Genomic DNA, 16720 nt, shown 5'->3' with positions numbered 1-16720 from the left:
GGTGCGGATGATCAGAAAACCAGAGATACCCACTTTGCAAATATGTTCGCATACCCACAAACGGCTTCCGAGCATTGCCGCTTCTATCGTGCTTTCCGCGACATTGACCAGTTGCGTGGTCGGGCCAGATTACCGTAAGCCAGATCTTACAATGCCGCCGCATTGGGGCAACAAGTCCTCGAGCCAACCCGCCAAGCCTGCGGAACTGTCGCAGTGGTGGAAACAGCTCAAGGACCCGACGCTCAATTTGTTGATCGAGGAGGCGGTCGCGGGGAACCTCGATGTCGCCTCGGCCAAGGCGAAGATCCGCGAAGCGCGTGCCAGCTACCGTGAACAGAAGGGTGCGCTGCTGCCCTCTGCCGAAGGAACGGCATCGGCTACGCGGACCAGGACAGCGGCCTCCGATACAAGTTCCGAGGCGACCGTCTATTCGCAATACCAGGCGGGCTTCGATGCAAGCTGGGAGCTCGATCTTTTCGGCGGCAACAAGCGCGCCGCAGAGGCCGCGAAATATGGTGTCGACTCTGCCGAGGAAGAGCTGCGCGATACGATGTTAACCCTCGTCGGCGACGTCGCTTCCTACTATGTTCAGGCCCGCGAATATCAGACGCTGCGCGATCTTGCGCGGCGCACCGCCGTCTCGCAGCGCAAGACCGCGGCTTTGACACAGGCCGAATACAAGGCCGGAAGCGCCACCGGCGTCGATACCGCCAAGGCCGACGCGCTGGCAAGCAGCACGGAAGCTGACATCCCGACCTATGAAATCTCCTATGCCACGGCGGTCCATCGATTGAGCGTGTTGCTCGGCAAGCCGCCGGCAGCGCTGGAGGAACGGTTGAAAACGGGCGGCCCGATCCCAAATCCGAGGATCGCGGTTTCGACCGGCATTCCCGCCGATATCCTGAACTCCCGGCCCGATGTCCGCCTCGCCGAGCGGCAGCTCGCTCAATACACAGCGAAGATCGGCCAGGCGGAAGCCAATCGCTATCCATCGATCTCGCTCACGGGCGATATCGCATCGTCCGCGACCAGCATTTCGGATCTCGGCAAGAAATCGACCATCGGCTGGTCGTTTGGGCCGTCGCTCACCGTGCCGATCTTTCAGGGCGGCCAGCTCAAGGCGGCGGTCGACGTCGCCAAGGCGCAACGCGACCAATATTACGTCGCCTACCAATCTGCCGTTCTCTCTGCCATGGAAGACGTCGAAAATGCAGTGGTATCGCTGACCCAGGAACGGCTAAAACACGGCAAGCTCGGTTCTTCGGCCGTCTCCTATCGCCGGGCAACGGACCTGTCCCGCACGCTCAATCAAGCCGGTGTAACCGATTTCCTTGATGTGCTCGATGCCGAGCGGTCACTTTACAGTGCGGAAGAAGCACTGATAGAGAGCCAGGCATCGATCGCAACCGATTATGTCGCCCTCAACAAGGCCCTCGGTGGAGGTTGGGAGGGCGAGGTCGATACCTCCGAACCCGCCGTGGTCGACACCGACAGTGGTCCGCACCTGACCGCAGCCAGATAATTCCATGCTGAACTTTCCAGACCCGATGAGGGCACGAACCGAACTGAAACAGGCTGATGGAACCGTGCTGCGTGTGCGGCCGCTGGGCACGTCGAAAAACAAGCGGTTTAGGCGTCCGGTACTAGCCTTGGCAGCGTTAGCCCTGCTCGCCTGCACCGGTGCCTTGCTGCTTCGCGGCGGTCTCTTTGCCCAGGAAAGCCCATCCGCCATCACCGCCATGGTAACACGGGGCGATGTCGAAGAAGCCGTGCTTGCCTCGGGCACATTCAAACCGAGTAAGCTCGTCGCCGTCGGCGCGCAGGTCTCCGGGCGGATCACCGCGCTGAACGTCAAGCTTGGCGATGAGATCAAGAAGGATAAGCTGATCGCCKAGATCGACTCCACGACACAAAACAACGATCTGAGGACAGCCCAGGCCTCGCTTGCCAACGTCAAAGCCCAGCGCGAGGAAAGCAAAGCCGATCTTGCCAATGCGCAACTGACGCTGACGCGGCAGCAGACCGTTTTTAGCAATCAAGCCGGCTCCAAGGCCGATCTCGATAGTGCGGAGGCCAGCGTCGAGAAGATCACCGCTCAGATCGCTGCGATCGACGCACAGATCATGGCTGCGGAGGTTGCGGTGGAGACGGCACAGGCCAATCTATCCTATACGCGCATCACCGCGCCGATGGACGGGACCGTGCTTGCCATCGTCAATCAGCAAGGCCAAACCGTCAATGCGGCCCAGTCGGCTCCTACGATCGTCATTCTCGGCGAGCTCGATACGATGATCGTCCGCACCGAGATATCGGAGGCCGACATCGTCAAGGTCAAGGTGAGCCAGCCGGTCTATTTCACCATCCTCGGCGATCCCTCCACCCGCTATGACGCCGTGCTGCAATCGATCGAGCCGGCGCCGGAATCGATCACCAGCGACAGCAGCGTCACGTCTTCCAGCACGACCTCATCCAGCAGCAGCACGACCTCTTCTTCATCGTCTTCGGCGATCTACTACAACGGCATCTTCGCCGTGCCGAACCAGAATAACCGCTTCCGCACCTATATGTCGGCCGAGGTCCATATCGTGCTCGGCGCCGCCAAACATGCGCTGATCATTCCGTCCTCGGCACTTGGCGCGAAGGATACTGACGGCTCCTATAGTGTGCAGGTGGTCGACGCAGACGGCAAACAGGCTTCCAGAAACATCACCATCGGCCTCAACAACAATGTCACCGCCGAGGTGCAATCGGGCCTTTCGGAAGGCGAACGCGTCGTTATCGGCGAAGCGAGCACGACCACCACCAAAAGCAGCATGGGCGGCGGACCGCCACCGCCTATGGGGTTCTGAGCGATGGCTGCCCCACTCATAGAGCTGAAGGGCGTCGGCCGGGAATACCAGTCCGGCGACAACATCATTGCGGTGCTGAAGGACATCGATCTATCGATTGCCGAGGGAGAGATGGTCGCCATTGTCGGCCCCTCCGGTTCCGGCAAATCGACGCTGATGAACATCATAGGCCTGCTCGATCGCCCCACCGCCGGCACCTATGAGATCGGCGGCTCGGAGACGCATCGGCTCAACAGCGATGCGCTTTCAAGGCTGCGGCGAGAGCATTTCGGCTTTATTTTCCAGCGTTATCATCTGCTCTCCGAACTGACCGCGCTTGGCAATGTCGAGGTTCCGGCAATCTATGCGGATCAGCCCAACCAGGCACGGCATGCCCGCGCCGCAGCACTTCTCCACCGTCTTGGCATGGGTGACAGGACCGGACACAAGCCGGGTCAGCTTTCCGGTGGCCAGCAGCAGCGTGTCTCCATCGCCCGTGCCTTGATGAACAATGGCAATGTCATCCTCGCTGACGAGCCGACCGGCGCGCTTGATCAGCAAAGCGGTGAGGAAGTGCTCGGCATTCTCTCCGAGCTGCATGCCGAAGGCCATACCATCGTGATCGTCACCCATGACATGAAGGTCGCCGCCCGCGCGCAACGCGTCATCGAAATCTCCGACGGCCGCATCGTCGCCGACAGGCGCTCAACCGGCGAAAACACTCGGGATTCCCGCAATCACCGCTCCGGGCCCAAGACGGATTCCCGCGGTGATTGGCGTGCGCTGGGCAACCGGCTGCGCGAGGCCTTTTTCATGGCGATCCTCGCCCTGAAAGCACATCGGCTGCGCACCTTCCTCACCATGCTCGGCATTATCATCGGTATCGCCTCGGTCGTCAGCGTCGTTGCGCTCGGGGAAGGATCGCAGCGCAAGGTGCTGGCCAATATCAATAGTCTCGGCACCAACACGCTGGAGATTTTTCCTGGCAAGAGCTTCGGAGATACCCGTTCGGGACGCATAAAGACCTTGGTGGTTGCCGATGCCGATGCCTTGGCCAAACTGACCTATATCGGTGCCGTCACGCCGACCGTTTCGACCAGCAGCACAGTCCGGTTCGGCGCGACGGAGGCCAACGCGCTGATCAACGGCGTTGGCGATGCCTATTTCTCGGTGAAGGGTTCGAAGCTTGTCGCCGGCCGGCTGTTCGACGCCGACGGCGTGCGACGGATGGTGCAGGATGCGGTGATCGATCAGAATACGGCGACAACCCTGTTTACGGATAAGGGCCTCAATCCCACCGGGCAGGTGATGTTCGTCGGCAAAGTGCCCATCCGTGTCATCGGCGTCATCGCCTCTCAGCAGGGTGGTTTCGGAGCCAGCGACAATCTCTCGATCTATCTTCCCTATACCAGCGTGCAGGCACGGTTCCTTGGCGACATGTCGCTGCGCAGCATCACCGTACGCGTCAATGACGATACCGAAAGTTCGACTGCCGAAGCCGCGGTGACGCAATTCCTGGAACGCCGTCACGGCACCAAGGATTTCTTTACCCTCAACACGGATGACATCCGGCAAACGATCACAAGCACGACGCGGACGATGACCTTGCTCGTCTCGGCAATTGCCGTCATCTCGCTGCTTGTTGGCGGCATCGGCGTCATGAACATCATGCTCGTCTCGGTGTCCGAACGCATCGCCGAGATCGGCGTTCGCATGGCCGTCGGCGCCCGTCGTCAGGATATATTGCAGCAATTCCTGATCGAGGCCGTGCTGGTCTGCCTCCTGGGCGGTGCGGTTGGAGTGACCCTTGCGCTCAGCTTCGGCCTTGCCTTCAATGGCTTGGCGTCAAACTTCGCCATGGTCTATTCGGGAAGCACCATCGCGCTCGCATTTACCTGTTCCTGCGCGATAGGCCTCACCTTCGGCTACCTGCCGGCGCGCAACGCCTCGAGACTCGATCCCGTGGCAGCCCTTTCAAGAGATTGATTGCGGGCTGATCAGAAGTCCGATCCCACAAGACAAGCCATCTGTTTTTTTGAGAAAAGAAGAACCGGCTCCGCCATTCATGTTGGGGGCGTCTGACGGAGCCGGCACGCGGGTGACCAGAGCAGAGCGCTCAGGACCGCATGCGAATTTACAGCAACTATCTCCGGAATTATTTCTGAACATTGCCGAAAAGGGGCGTTTTCGGGAAATTTCTTGTCCGGACATTTCTAATATAGCCGAACATCCCTGTATTTATCCAGTACAACTTTCGATATATTTATCTATACCCTGGCGTTTATTTATATCTCTTATGATTTTCGTAAGTACAACATTCGAGATTGGCAAAATTACATTCGGCATCACTAATTTTACTATTTACCTTCACTTAACGCAGGTCGCACCATGCTCCGTCTTACAAATCACGAAGCAACAATCAGGACGTAAAATGATCAGCGCAATTTCCGCATCTTCAACAGGATCCCTGATCAGCTCCACATCCACAAGCTCTTCAACCTCTGATGACGCCGCCAAGATCCAGGCACAGATCGCAGCCAAGAAGTCAGAGCTCGCCAATACCAAAGATCCAGACGAGGCTGAAACGCTGCAAAAGGAACTTGCCGCGCTGGAGGCAAAACTGACCAAGCTGGAAAAATCCGCCAATGGCCAATCCACTTCAAACAGTCAATCCAGCGCATCCGGTCAATCCGCCAAGTCCGACGCAACCGGTCAATCGACCAAGTCCAACGCGGCATCTGTCTCGCAGGTCGGGCAATCGACCTCCTCGAAGAGCAAGCAGCAATCATCGCTTTCGGGCGAAAGTGATCGCATCGGGTCAACGAATTTCGATGGGGATACCGCGTTCGGGGAACGGACGGCCTATGTTTGACAATCGGCGCCCACACTGAAACCGTCGCCCGATGTTGAATAAAGACAGCTCTTAACCGGCGAGTTTATCGCCGCGGCTCTTGAAAGACACTACTTGCTCCAGCCCCCTGGGATACCGATTGCGCACGGTGATCTCTCCCTCGAACCTGGAAACGATTTCCTTGGCGATGGCCATTCCAAGCCCGGCTCCGGGGAAAGACCGCTGCCGCGCGATATCGATCCGAAAGAAAGGTTCGAAGACCTGGCTCAAGCGGTCTTCGGGAATGCCTGGCCCCGTGTCGACAATTGTGACCACAACCTTATCGCCGGGATGCGTGACGCTCACGATTGCCGATTGGCCATGCGTGGCAGCGTTGATCAAGAGGTTGCGCAGAGCCCTGGTAATCGCCAAACGCCCCGCAGAAATTGTCGCAGGCTGCAGCTCGCCGGTTCTGATATCCATGTCCATCGACGTCAGCTCCGTCACGATGTCTGCGACGATGGTATCGAGCCTTATGCACTGCAGGCTGTCCCTGGAGATTTCTTCCCGCACCAATCCGATGGCGCTGTCGGCGATCGTATCGAGTTCTTCGAGATCGGCGAGCCATTTCTGCCGATCTTCATCATCCTTGATGAATTCAGCCCGCAATCGCATGCGCGTCATGGGTGTTCTAAGATCATGTCCGGCGGCCGCAACCAGCCGCATCCGGCTCTCCGTTGCAGCCTTCACCCTTGCCGATAGTTCGTTGAGCGCCCGTGCCGTGACGCGAATTTCACCCGGACCGGTTTCCGGAACATGCGGGAGCGTCCCATCCGGACCAATCTCAGTCGAGGCCCGTTCAAGCAGGCGAAGCGGCTTCATGATCTTTGACGCGGCAAATATGGAAACCAGCACGCTTCCCGTGATGATGAGGCCGAGCCATCCCGCAAGAATCTTCCATCCTCCTGGAGGCGGGCCGAGTTCCGAGATCTGCATCACCATCCAATTGCCATCCGGAAGCCTGACCGAAGCAGTCGTGGCGCCTCTCGGGTGGCGGGATACGATGGCTTCCCGCACGTCGCCGGTTCGCTGCAGACTTTCCCTTAGAAAATCGGAAAGCCCATCATCGCGGGGCTCGCTCGCGGGGACAGGAGCTATAACCACGCCGGCAGAGATCGCCGCAGCCCTGTCTGTCTCGGCAAATTTCGCGAGTATGGATAGCTGGCGGGCCATCGGCTCCATGGTAATTTCCGGCCGCGGCCCTCGCATCACAAGGCTCGCCACAAAAGACGACGTGATAACCACCAGAACAATGGCCGTCAGCAAGAGAAGCGCCAGGCGGGCGCCCAGGGATTTCATGGATCGGCCTTGACAGCCGTTACCGGGACAACGAGCTGATATCCGCCGTTACGGATCGTCCTGAACACCGGCTCTTCGGCCGTTTCCCCGAGCTTGCGACGCAATCGGCTCATCAGCACGTCGATCGAGCGATCGGCCGGATCGCGATCACGCCCCTGCGTCAAGTCGAGCAGTTGGTCTCGGGACAGCAGCCGACCGGCTCGCTCGATAAAGGCTTTGAGTAGATCGAATTCGGCTCCGGTCAGCGAAATAACCTCACCATTGTCCCGCGTCACGCGACGAAGCTGCGGATCGAGCGTCATCTCGGCAAAATGAAAACGGCGCTGCTCCGGCTCGGAAGACGTATCCTCATTGATCCGGCGCAGGACCGCCCGAATGCGCGCTGCCAGCTCGCGCGGGTTGAACGGCTTGCCGAGATAGTCGTCTGCACCGATCTCAAGCCCCAGGATCCGATCGATGTCTTCCTTGAGAGCGGTCAGGAGAATGATGGGGACACGGGGACGGCGGTTCCGCAGATCGCGGCAAAGATCAAGGCCCGATCCATCGGGCAGCATGACGTCCAAAACGAGGAGATCCGGAGTGCGCCGATTGAGCGCGTCATTGCAGCCGCGAAGGTCGCTTGCCGTCGAGACGCGAAAACCCTGCTCCTCGAGATAGCGGCTCAGAAGCGTGCGGATTTCGTGGTCGTCATCGACAATCAAGATGTCGGACGCGGCGGTCACAGTCATAGCCATTATTCCAGTTCTTCAGACTTTTATACCAACTCCTCTCCAAAAGAAGGTTTTTCGCAGGCGAAACCAGCGAAAACTCACGCCGGAAACATTGGTTTACAAAAATGTTGGCGCCGGAAATGTTGAGCAAAAGACGGGGCCGTGAACCCATAAATCTGCCGGGCGGACGGTTTGCCAGAGCCCGCTATGCGCCGATAGCAGCCAAATTCTGCAGCGCAGCTGAATGACGCGAAGGGCCAGGAGCTGAAGTCGAGGCCTCACGTTTGGAATGCTCGCGCATCAGATTGCGAATATCTTTCCGACGGCCAAGGGTGCCACGGTGCTGTCACCATAGGCGTTCGCGAGGGCATTCACCGCCCGCCAACCCGTGCAATGGCCCGGCGCGATCAAGGTAAGACCGAACGTTCCGATGTCGCGCACGGATTCGGCAATGATCTTTTCGTTGCCGCCCGCCAAGTGGAAGCCGCCAGCAACAGCATAGAGCGGGATTGCCGGGAAACTGGATTGCGCATGTTTGAGAACGTTGATGATACCTGCGTGCGAGCAGGCCGTGAACACGACAATGCCTTTGCCGCCCACGTGAACGGCCAGAAAGCGCTCGTCCATGATGAGTGGATCATCTTCCCAAGATTTTCCGTCCTCGCTCCGCCGCTTGTGGCCTGGGAACCCCTTCTCGTAGCTCGTCATGCGGGGAATCTCGCCGCTGACTAGAAACATATCGTCGAGCAGGACTTGCGCCTCTGTCGTGACGACCGGGACGGCTCCCTTCGCAACGAGATCGTCCGGCGAGGGGATCTCGCGGATGGGAAGTAATCCGCCGCCCGTGAGCGGCAAGGCGCGCTGGCGAAACATGCCGGGGTGCAAATAGCACGGAATCGCGCGGCCACCGTTTGCTTTGGTGATGAGGTCAAACGCAATTGGCAGCCCGCCGGCGTGGTCCCAGTGCCCGTGCGAGAGCACCACAGCATTGATGCTGGCGAAGTCGATGCCCAGCCGGGTTCCATTGTATTCGACCGCGAACTCCACTGGACCGGCATCGAACAGAACAACGCGGCTCGCCTCGCCGCGAAACGCTTTGACGACGACTGCCAAGCCGTGATTCGCACAACATTGGCAGCGGCCGGACAATTGTCGCATGCCCGCCCGCATAAGTGCTGTCCACTCAAGTGTGACATTCGACGGGGCCGTGGACAAGCTATCGGTCAGATTGTCGATCAGGATCTGAAATTCCAACCGATCCACGGGCTGCAAAGTGGGCATGGGCGGTTTCCCTCGTTCGGCCGCACGACACCCTCTTCCGAGCCATGCGTCCTCAGGCCGAGGATAGAGTCTACCACATTAGCGAGCGGAAACGGTGCTCCACATGGGAACAAGCTTCCAATGTCGGAGTCGGGTCATTCGCGACCGGGTCGCGCCAAGTCCGGCCAAGTCAACCAATTACAGCCAACCTGCCGGCATCGATCGTCGCTTGCTATCGATCCTGATCATCGCTCACTATGCGCAGGAATTCTTAGCCGACCTGACCGCCAAGATCGCATGGATCGCCGAGGTGGACTTCACCGGATCTCCCCGCGATCATATTTCGGAGGGCCTGCGCGGCCTGCTCTACCGGAACCACTGCATCTATTATCGCTGCTGGCGCGAGCAAGGCGGCGGTCGCTCGTGATCTGAAAATTTCCAGGATGACCATCTATCGCGCTTTGGAAGGTCAGGACGCGTCTTCAGAAACTATTTGATTGTGCGTTCACTGTCCGTTTTTCGAGTTGGCCAAAATCAGCTGCGGGTCGACTGGGCCTATTCATTTCGGGTTCAGAGGACGCATGCACAAATACAAGCGTCCTCTGAGACACCCCCTAACTTTCGGAGCCAATACATGAAAATCACCTATGCTCTCGCTCTCGCCGGCATGATGGCGTTCTCCGGTTCGGCTTTCGCAGCGTCTTCGACCGCCGCAACCACCGACACCACCGTCAAGCCGGCTGCAACCGCAACGACGAAGCCGGCGGCCACTGCGACCACGGTGGCAAAACCGGCTGCCGGCGACGCGCAGAAGCAGACCATTTCCAAAAAATGTTCGGCTGATGCCGACGCCAAGGGTCTGCACGGCAAGGATCGCAAGAAGTTCCGCGAGGAGTGCAAGGCTGCTGCATTGAAGAAGAACTKACTTTCCTAGCCGGCGCACAATCGCATCCACCGCGCAACCTTCCGGATCGATAAACGCTCTGAGAAACGCCAATCGCTCATTGCCGAAAGCGAACCGGAAGGGTCAAACACGGTCTCAACGGAAATATCCGACTCTTACGTCCGCCAACTGCCGTGATAGCAGGATCTAACTGAAGCTTTGAACCGGGAGAAGACGTCAGATGGGGCTTGGAAAGCTTATTGAAGAAGTCGCTGGTGCCGTCGCCGCGGAAGACGCGCTGAACGCCATCGATCCGAACGCCGGTTTCCTCGCCAAAACAGCAGCCGCCATCGCAGGATTTGAAGGTGTGAACAAGCTGAGCGACCTGATCAATGAAAAGGAAAGGGCCCAGCCTGCCGACGACGGCGGAGACCAGAACGGCTAAGTTGCGAGTATCTGGATCTGGGTGTGCTGCGATGCACAAAGGGGTCGGAGGGCAGTCTCCGGCCCCGAAAAATGACTATGTTTGCAAGCGGCATACAGCTATGCCCTTGACGCTCGACCTGGCCAATTTCACGACTTCGAGCCGGCCGGGCCTACTTCGTTGAGCAGCAGGGCGTCCGCTGATGGGACTATGATCCAAGCTCCAAGCTCCAAGCTCCAAGCTCAGAGGGGATTTTGGAAAGATCACTCTCAAGGACGACCTCAGCGTCAGCTACAGGATTGACGGCAAAATGGCCCATCGGGATCATTGAAAGGCCGCTGACCAAAATGGAAATTTGCAACAGCCCAATGGCTTGCCGGTCCATCTCGCGCTTACACCTGGTGAGGCGCACGACAATCGGTTGTGTTCGGTTCTCCTCAGTGCCTTGCTTCCACAAACGATGTTACTCGCGGATCGCGGATACGACGTGGATTGGATCAGCGAGCTTGCCCGCCAGCAAGGAGCATGGGCGAATATTCCGCCGAAACGAAATCGCAAAGACGCKACCTGCTTCAGCCCGTATCTGTATCGCGCGCAACTTGATCGAACGGTTCTTCAACAAGATCAAGCAATGTGGGCGCGTTGCAACCCGATATGACAAACTCGCAGCCAACCATCTGGCGTTCGTCAAGCTCGCGTCAATCCGAATTTGGCCGCGTGCTAATGAGTCCGCGCTCGAGTCCGGTTGGCAACGGCCTCAAGCGCGATTTCGATCGTTTGACAAAGGACCACTGTTGCCGGATCGTGAGTGCGAGACGCCTGGAACAGCAGACGTCTCTTGAGCCGGCCGCGGGAACACAGTCGGGAGTTCGAAGTTAAACATAATCTGCACGAAACTGGGAGGATAACGTGAGCGATCATGTCTATAAGAAAGTGGAACTTATCGGCAGTTCCAAGACCTCGGTGACCGACGCGATTGAAACGGCGATTTCCCGAGCCTCGAAGACCATGAGAAATCTCGACTGGTTCGAGGTGGAGCAAATCCGAGGGCACATCAAGGATGGCGCGGTCGCGCATTACCAGGTGGTGATGAAGGTCGGATTTCGCATTGACGATTGACGCGTAACGCTTCGCTCTTCCTGCGCACGCATTAGTTCCCGAGGGCCCGTAGTCGTCCCCGGAGGCGCGCGCTTGTGGATTTCAAGTACCACGATTGTCCCTACCGCAACTGTCCCCCGACAATAGCTGCCGCCGTCGGGCATGACGCGACGTGCTCAAAATAGGATGTGGCTGCCATAGCTATCGACCGCCGTTGACAAGCACGATAGAAACGCGCCGAACGGCAAAAAAGGTATTTTTGGAAATGTCCTCACCCAGATCGGTTTATCGTTTCAACTCCGCCATCGTTCGGGAGCCATCGCGCTCTGTTGTTGACGGCCTGCGTGCCGGGGAGCATGCCAGCCCGACCTATGAGGGCGTGAAGGCGGAGCATGATGACTACATCGCCGCCATGCGCGACGCGGGGGTCAAGGTGACCGTCTTGCCGGCGCTGGAGACGTTTCCCGATTCCATCTTCGTCGAGGACCCGGCGCTGGTGTTCACGGAAGGCGCGATCCTGCTTCGTCCGGGCGCTGTAAGCCGCCTCGGCGAGCCCGAGGCAATCGCACCCACCTTGCGTCACATGTTCKACACCGTCCTTGATCTCCCGGGCAACGGATACGTCGACGGCGGCGATGTGTTGACGACGCCGAAGGGTGTCATGATCGGCCTTTCGGCGCGAACCGACAAGGCGGGTGCGGAAGCTCTCGCCGTCTGTATCGACAAGCTCGGCCGCAAAGCGGAGCTGGTTGCCACGCCGGAAGGCGTGCTGCATTTCAAGACCGACTGCTCGTTGCTGGACGAGGAAACCGTGCTCTCGACCGCCCGCCTTGCGCGCTCCGGCGTTTTCAAGGATTTCAGGCAGATCATCATTCCGGAAGGCGAAGAGGCGGCTGCGAACGCACTGCGCGTCAACGACGTTCTCATGGTCCCTGCCGATCATCCGCGTACGCTCGAAATGCTCGACAAGCTTGACTACCGGATTGTGCCGATGAAGACCGCCGAAATCGGCAAGATCGATGCAGGTCTCTCCTGCCTGTCGCTGCGCTGGTATCGTGAGGCCGAATAGTCTCGATGGGAGTTCGAGCGCTCCCATGATCGCCTTGATCTCCCGTACCCGCTAGGCTTATCGGGTTCACTCATCGACGGACTTTGACGAAATTTCGATCAAAGCCTTCTGAACCGCGCCCACCAGGGATGTCATTGAATAGGGTTTCTGGAGCCAAGCAAGCGGGCACGCGGGATCCGCGCGCTGGATGATCTCGTGGTCGGCGTGGGCCGTCGCGAAAATACAGCGAATGCCGTGATCTCTAAAGAGCTCCAGCGCGGCATCCACGCCATCGCGTTTGCCCGCAAGCCTGATGTCCATGATTACCAGCGCCGGTCGAGACGAAACGGCCAGGTGGATCGCCTCCTCAGCGGAGGCGGCGATCCCGGCCAGCGAATATCCGGCAGCGATGAGCGTAGCTTCAACGTCCATGGCGATAAAAAAATCATCCTCGACAATCAGAATGGTCTCATTGCTCAAGTCAGCCCTGCCCTCTCCGCCATTCGCGAAAACGCGACACTGCAGCGCGTCGTCGAGCCTGAGCTTACGGTGAAGGTGGCGCCGAGTTGTCGGGCAAGGCCTTCCACCAACCGAAGGCCCGATGATCTTTGACGCACGGAATTCAGTTCAAAACCCGGTCCGTCATCCTCGACGGAGAGAACGTCGCCGCCCTCCTCCTGGAGCAGTGAGACCCGGACGTTGAACTCATCCTCTCCGGTGCCGCCATGCTTGAAGGCATTGGTGACCAGTTCGTTGATAATCAGCGCAAGTGGCATTGCGGCGTCATTGGGAAGCTCGCCGGCATCGGCTTTGCGGGTGATTTTTGCATAGGATGGAAGGGTCTGCTCCACCGCAGCACAGACGGCATCGAGAAACTGCGGCAGGCTGAATTTTGTCGCGTCGATCGTGTCATACAAGACGCGTTGCGCAGCAGCCATCGCGCTAATCCGGCCGGTTGCATCCTCGAGGATCTGGCGCGCCTCCTCGCTCTTGCTACGCCTTGCGGCGCTTGAAAGCAAAGACTGCAGCATCTGCATGTTGTTCTTGACCCGATGGTTGAGTTCGTTGAGCAGCATTCGCTGTTGCGTCTCGGCTTGCTTGCGCTCGCTGATATCCACCAACATGTTGATGCCGCCGACAATGTTGCCATCCGCGTCGCATATCGGTGTTGGATGGGGAATGAACGGAATACGCGTGCCATCGGGCCGTTCCGCCACGACTTCCACACCGCGCACTGTCCTCTTCTCCTTCAGCGCCATCGCCATGGGACATTTGTCGCGCGGCAGTGGCGTTCCATCCGGCCAATAGAGCTTCGGGCTTACACACCACCTGTCGCTGCCGAGCACCGGAACTCGGCCGGCGAAGTCCACCGCCGCCTGATTGAAATATGTGATCTTGCCGCGAGCGTCAGTCGTGTAGATCGCTGCCGGAATGGCTGCCAGAAGGTTCTGAAGCTGTTGTTCGCTCGTGCGAATCCTGGTCTCGGCTTCCTTACGCTCAGTAATGTCGCGGGCGATCTTAGAAGCTCCGACAATCCGCCCCTTGGCATCACGGACGGGTGAAATGGTCAGCGAAATATCCACTAGGCTACCGTCCTTGCGCCGTCTTACGGTTTCGAGGTGGTCGATCATCTCGCCGGTGCGGATGCACCTTAGAATTTCCGTCTCCTCATCCATCCGGTCCGGCGGAATTATGATGGCGATCGATTTGCCGATCACCTCTTTGGCGGCATAGCCGAAAAGTCGTTCGGCACTGCGATTCCAGGTCGTGATTATGCCATCGAGACTCTTGCTCACGATCGCGTCATGCGAAGATTCGACGATCGAAACCAAATGTTGGGCTGCCTTCTGCGCCCGCATGCGCTCGATGCCGAACCCAAGCTGATGCGCCAGCGCCAAGGCGACGTCGGTCTCTCCATCCGTAAAAACGTGCGGCTGATCAAAATATGCCATGAACTTGCCGAGCAGCCTTCCGCTATCCAGCACGGGAATGAAGGCCATGGCTCCTATCCCCTCATCGAGTATGGTTTGCTTCAGCGATTCGGGAAGAGCGGCCTGCCCGATGTCCGCGATGTAGATGGGCTGAGGATTTTCCTCATTCGCTTTCCAAGGCGAATGGCCCTCGACGGCCGCGCGATAGGCGTCGGACAGCTCTCTCCAAGCCACGAATTGCAAAATAGAGGCGCTGTCATACAAAAGGATCGATGAGCGCTGGCAACGCAGCGCCTCTTGAATGGCATCTAGAGCCAGTTCGTAGACATCACCCAGCGATCGGGCATGTTGCAACCTATCCGTAAGGCGATAAAGCGCAGCCTGCTCCTCGATACGGGCATCGAGTTCTTCCTGCACCTGTTTGCGCTCGGTTATGTCGTGCTGGACGCGTACGGCATAGAGAAAGCGACCGTCTGGGTCGCGGACGCTCGATGACGTGACCGAGGTCCAGAAAAAGCTGCCGTCCTTTCGGGAAACCCGTTTCTCGATGGAGTATCGATCGATTAGGCCGGCAATCTGACGCTGGAACTGTTCACGATCGTACTCAACATCCTCGGAAAACGTCTCATCAAAGATCGAATGGCCGACGAGCTGGTCGGCGGGCATATCCATCAGTTCACAAAGCCGCAGATTGACGCGCAACAATCTTCCGTCAGCATCGATCTCTGCGATGCCGCTGCCGGCATGCTCATACGTGGTGGCAAGCCTGCGCTCCTGCTCGTGCAGCCGGGCCTCGGCGTCGGCCCGATCGGTGACGTCGATCGTAAAGCAGCGCGTGCCGATCGTTCCCCGATCGCGTGCGCGGCCATTCGACGTTATCAAGACATGACGAACCGAACCGTCCTTTGCCTGTAGTCTCGCAGGATAGCGGCTGATCGGCTGATGAGCGCGCAGGCGATCGAGAATGTCAGAGATGACCGACTGGTCGAGATGATAGTCATTGATGTTATGGCCAACATACTCACTTGCGGCATAGCCGAGCATTGCGAGTTCAGCCTGGTTGGCCTGCAATATAGTTCCGTTGTCCGCTACGACATGCAGGCTGACGGCACCATTCTCGAAAAATTCGGAGAGATCTTCCTTGGCGTTATGGAGGGCTGTGGTTTCGTGAAAGCAGTTGATGGCCCCGATCAACTTTCCTGTTTCGTCTTCCACCGGATCGATGTGAACCATGGCCCAGATCGAGGAGCCGTCCGGCCGTTCGACCCTGGCTTCGGCCCCATGCACCGGAGTGCGGGTGAGCAACACCGTTGCCATGGGTGTTTCATCCCGGCGAATTCGCCGGCCGTCAGTGTAGAGGCGGTATGAGCCGCAATATTTCTCGCTGTCATCACCGATGAGAGGCGAACGGCCCCATAAAGTCGCGGCAAGGGAATTGAACCAAAGGATACGACCGTCGGCATCGCAAGCATAGATTGCCACGGGCAGCCTTTCGACGAAGTCTTGGCTGACCTGCAACGACGTTGCATTCCCGACGAAGGATAGGAAATTTGCCGAGGTTGGCGCTGATTTCGGTTCGATGCTCATCGCCATTCCCCCGCATAGGCAGAATAAAGACGATAATGCCGGTAGCGTTGAAAGGTTCCATTTGGCCGGACGGTCGTCGCAGAAGCAAAATCTTCAACACGGCAATGGAGTTAGGACCACATCAGGAGGACAGCCTCCGACCATCTTTTGATCGTCGAAGCATTTGATCGAGATAATCGTCCGCTGCTCAGCCTCATGCCCCGGAAGACGTGATTTGATTCTCCCTGCCCATTCGCATGTCGCGGGCACGACGCAGGGCTTCGGCAACCTGTTTATCGCTGAACGGCTTTGGAATAATCGCGAAGGCGCCGCCGAATCCCTGCCGGATCGCCTCGGGTATTCCGGTCACGAAAATAACCGTCGTATGAAAACGGTCGATAAGCCGGCGAGCGAGCTGAGGGCCGCTTTTTCCCTCCGAAAGGCCGACATCGACCAAAGCGATCTCGGCACGCCTGGCGCAGGCAAGCGCCTGCTCGACGCCAGATGCTGGGCCAAGGACCGAGAACCCTGCATCAGCGGCTATTTTCTTGAGTTGCAACGCGACGAGTCCCTCGTCTTCGACAATCAACACGTTCATAGTGAATTCTCCTCCTCCATAATTTATCTAGGCGTTGCTCGCCTTTTTCCATTTGTGGAAGCACTCATCGGTCAGGGCGGTTCCGCTGCGCCGGTTCACGCCAAACGGTGCCGTTGCGGATGTTACCGCCGGCTGAGGTAAATCTCTGTGCTTGTATTTTTCAGATGGCAGAGACGCCGAATTGC

At 58.3% G+C, this 16720-nt stretch carries 16 protein-coding genes and 1 pseudogene; 11 read left to right on the top strand and 6 right to left on the bottom strand.

Features of this window, described 5'->3' with window-relative positions; all coding sequences use genetic code 11:
• The first annotated feature begins 7 nt into the window (after positions 1-7).
• The 4 genes from QD357_RS28425 (at position 8) to QD357_RS28410 (ending at position 5700) form a co-directional block, all read left to right on the top strand.
• Complete coding sequence (locus tag QD357_RS28425; protein WP_414125558.1) at positions 8-1522, top strand: efflux transporter outer membrane subunit; 1515 nt, start codon at positions 8-10, stop codon at positions 1520-1522.
• A 4-nt stretch (positions 1523-1526) separates the two neighbouring features.
• Positions 1527-2849 carry an efflux RND transporter periplasmic adaptor subunit gene (locus tag QD357_RS28420; RefSeq protein WP_414125534.1) on the top strand — a complete coding sequence of 441 codons (1323 nt, stop codon included), beginning with the start codon at positions 1527-1529 and terminating at the stop codon, positions 2847-2849.
• Between the two features lie 3 nt (positions 2850-2852).
• Positions 2853-4814: a MacB family efflux pump subunit gene (locus QD357_RS28415; protein ID WP_414125533.1), complete on the top strand. Its 1962-nt coding sequence runs from the start codon at positions 2853-2855 to the stop codon at positions 4812-4814.
• Positions 4815-5259: 445 nt separating this feature from the next.
• Positions 5260-5700 carry a hypothetical protein gene (locus QD357_RS28410; RefSeq protein ID WP_414125532.1) on the top strand — a complete coding sequence of 147 codons (441 nt, stop codon included), beginning with the start codon at positions 5260-5262 and terminating at the stop codon, positions 5698-5700.
• A gap of 51 nt (positions 5701-5751) precedes the next feature.
• Here the strand turns inward: QD357_RS28410 and QD357_RS28405 are convergent, their stop codons facing one another.
• From QD357_RS28405 to QD357_RS28395, 3 genes are all read right to left on the bottom strand, one after another.
• Complete coding sequence (locus QD357_RS28405; RefSeq protein WP_414125531.1) at positions 5752-7017, bottom strand: ATP-binding protein; 1266 nt, start codon at positions 7015-7017, stop codon at positions 5752-5754.
• Positions 7014-7745 (bottom strand): response regulator, encoded by a 732-nt coding sequence (locus tag QD357_RS28400; protein WP_183938588.1) that lies wholly within the window; start codon positions 7743-7745, stop codon positions 7014-7016. Before QD357_RS28400 ends, QD357_RS28405 begins: the two co-directional genes overlap by 4 nt.
• A 282-nt stretch (positions 7746-8027) precedes the next feature.
• Positions 8028-9008 carry an MBL fold metallo-hydrolase gene (locus tag QD357_RS28395; RefSeq protein ID WP_183938587.1) on the bottom strand — a complete coding sequence of 327 codons (981 nt, stop codon included), beginning with the start codon at positions 9006-9008 and terminating at the stop codon, positions 8028-8030.
• 103 nt (positions 9009-9111) lie between these two features.
• Between QD357_RS28395 and QD357_RS28390 the strand changes: the two genes are divergently transcribed.
• The 7 genes and pseudogenes from QD357_RS28390 (at position 9112) to QD357_RS28360 (ending at position 12461) form a co-directional block, all read left to right on the top strand.
• Positions 9112-9414, top strand: a complete 303-nt coding sequence (locus tag QD357_RS28390) for a hypothetical protein (RefSeq protein ID WP_414125530.1) — start codon at positions 9112-9114, stop codon at positions 9412-9414.
• Positions 9374-9484 carry a helix-turn-helix domain-containing protein gene (locus QD357_RS28385; protein ID WP_414125557.1) on the top strand — a complete coding sequence of 37 codons (111 nt, stop codon included), beginning with the start codon at positions 9374-9376 and terminating at the stop codon, positions 9482-9484. The genes QD357_RS28390 and QD357_RS28385 overlap by 41 nt, the downstream gene beginning before the upstream one ends.
• A gap of 137 nt (positions 9485-9621) precedes the next feature.
• Positions 9622-9921, top strand: a complete 300-nt coding sequence (locus QD357_RS28380; RefSeq protein WP_414125529.1) for a PsiF family protein — start codon at positions 9622-9624, stop codon at positions 9919-9921.
• 190 nt (positions 9922-10111) lie between these two features.
• Positions 10112-10315: a hypothetical protein gene (locus QD357_RS28375; RefSeq protein ID WP_183938586.1), complete on the top strand. Its 204-nt coding sequence runs from the start codon at positions 10112-10114 to the stop codon at positions 10313-10315.
• Between the two features lie 346 nt (positions 10316-10661).
• A pseudogene (locus tag QD357_RS28370) lies at positions 10662-11028 on the top strand (IS5 family transposase); the annotation flags it as partial.
• 175 nt (positions 11029-11203) lie between these two features.
• Positions 11204-11413 (top strand): dodecin, encoded by a 210-nt coding sequence (locus QD357_RS28365; protein ID WP_183938585.1) that lies wholly within the window; start codon positions 11204-11206, stop codon positions 11411-11413.
• Between the two features lie 244 nt (positions 11414-11657).
• Positions 11658-12461, top strand: a complete 804-nt coding sequence (locus QD357_RS28360) for a dimethylarginine dimethylaminohydrolase family protein (RefSeq protein WP_414125528.1) — start codon at positions 11658-11660, stop codon at positions 12459-12461.
• A gap of 66 nt (positions 12462-12527) precedes the next feature.
• Here the strand turns inward: QD357_RS28360 and QD357_RS28355 are convergent, their stop codons facing one another.
• The 3 genes from QD357_RS28355 to QD357_RS28345 form a co-directional block, all read right to left on the bottom strand.
• On the bottom strand, positions 12528-12920 hold the full coding sequence (locus tag QD357_RS28355) for a response regulator (RefSeq protein ID WP_246451272.1): 393 nt from the start codon (positions 12918-12920) through the stop codon (positions 12528-12530).
• On the bottom strand, positions 12917-15958 hold the full coding sequence (locus QD357_RS28350) for a PAS domain S-box protein (RefSeq protein ID WP_414125527.1): 3042 nt from the start codon (positions 15956-15958) through the stop codon (positions 12917-12919). Before QD357_RS28350 ends, QD357_RS28355 begins: the two co-directional genes overlap by 4 nt.
• A gap of 193 nt (positions 15959-16151) precedes the next feature.
• Positions 16152-16535 carry a response regulator gene (locus tag QD357_RS28345; protein WP_414125526.1) on the bottom strand — a complete coding sequence of 128 codons (384 nt, stop codon included), beginning with the start codon at positions 16533-16535 and terminating at the stop codon, positions 16152-16154.
• Positions 16536-16720 lie beyond the last annotated feature (185 nt).

Origin of the sequence: Rhizobium sp. BR 317 (assembly GCF_047445835.1) — a bacterium.
Taxonomy (GTDB): Bacteria; Pseudomonadota; Alphaproteobacteria; order Rhizobiales; family Rhizobiaceae; genus Rhizobium; species Rhizobium paranaense.
Note: the sequence above shows the minus strand (reverse complement) of the source record. Positions and strands in the feature narration are given on the sequence as shown.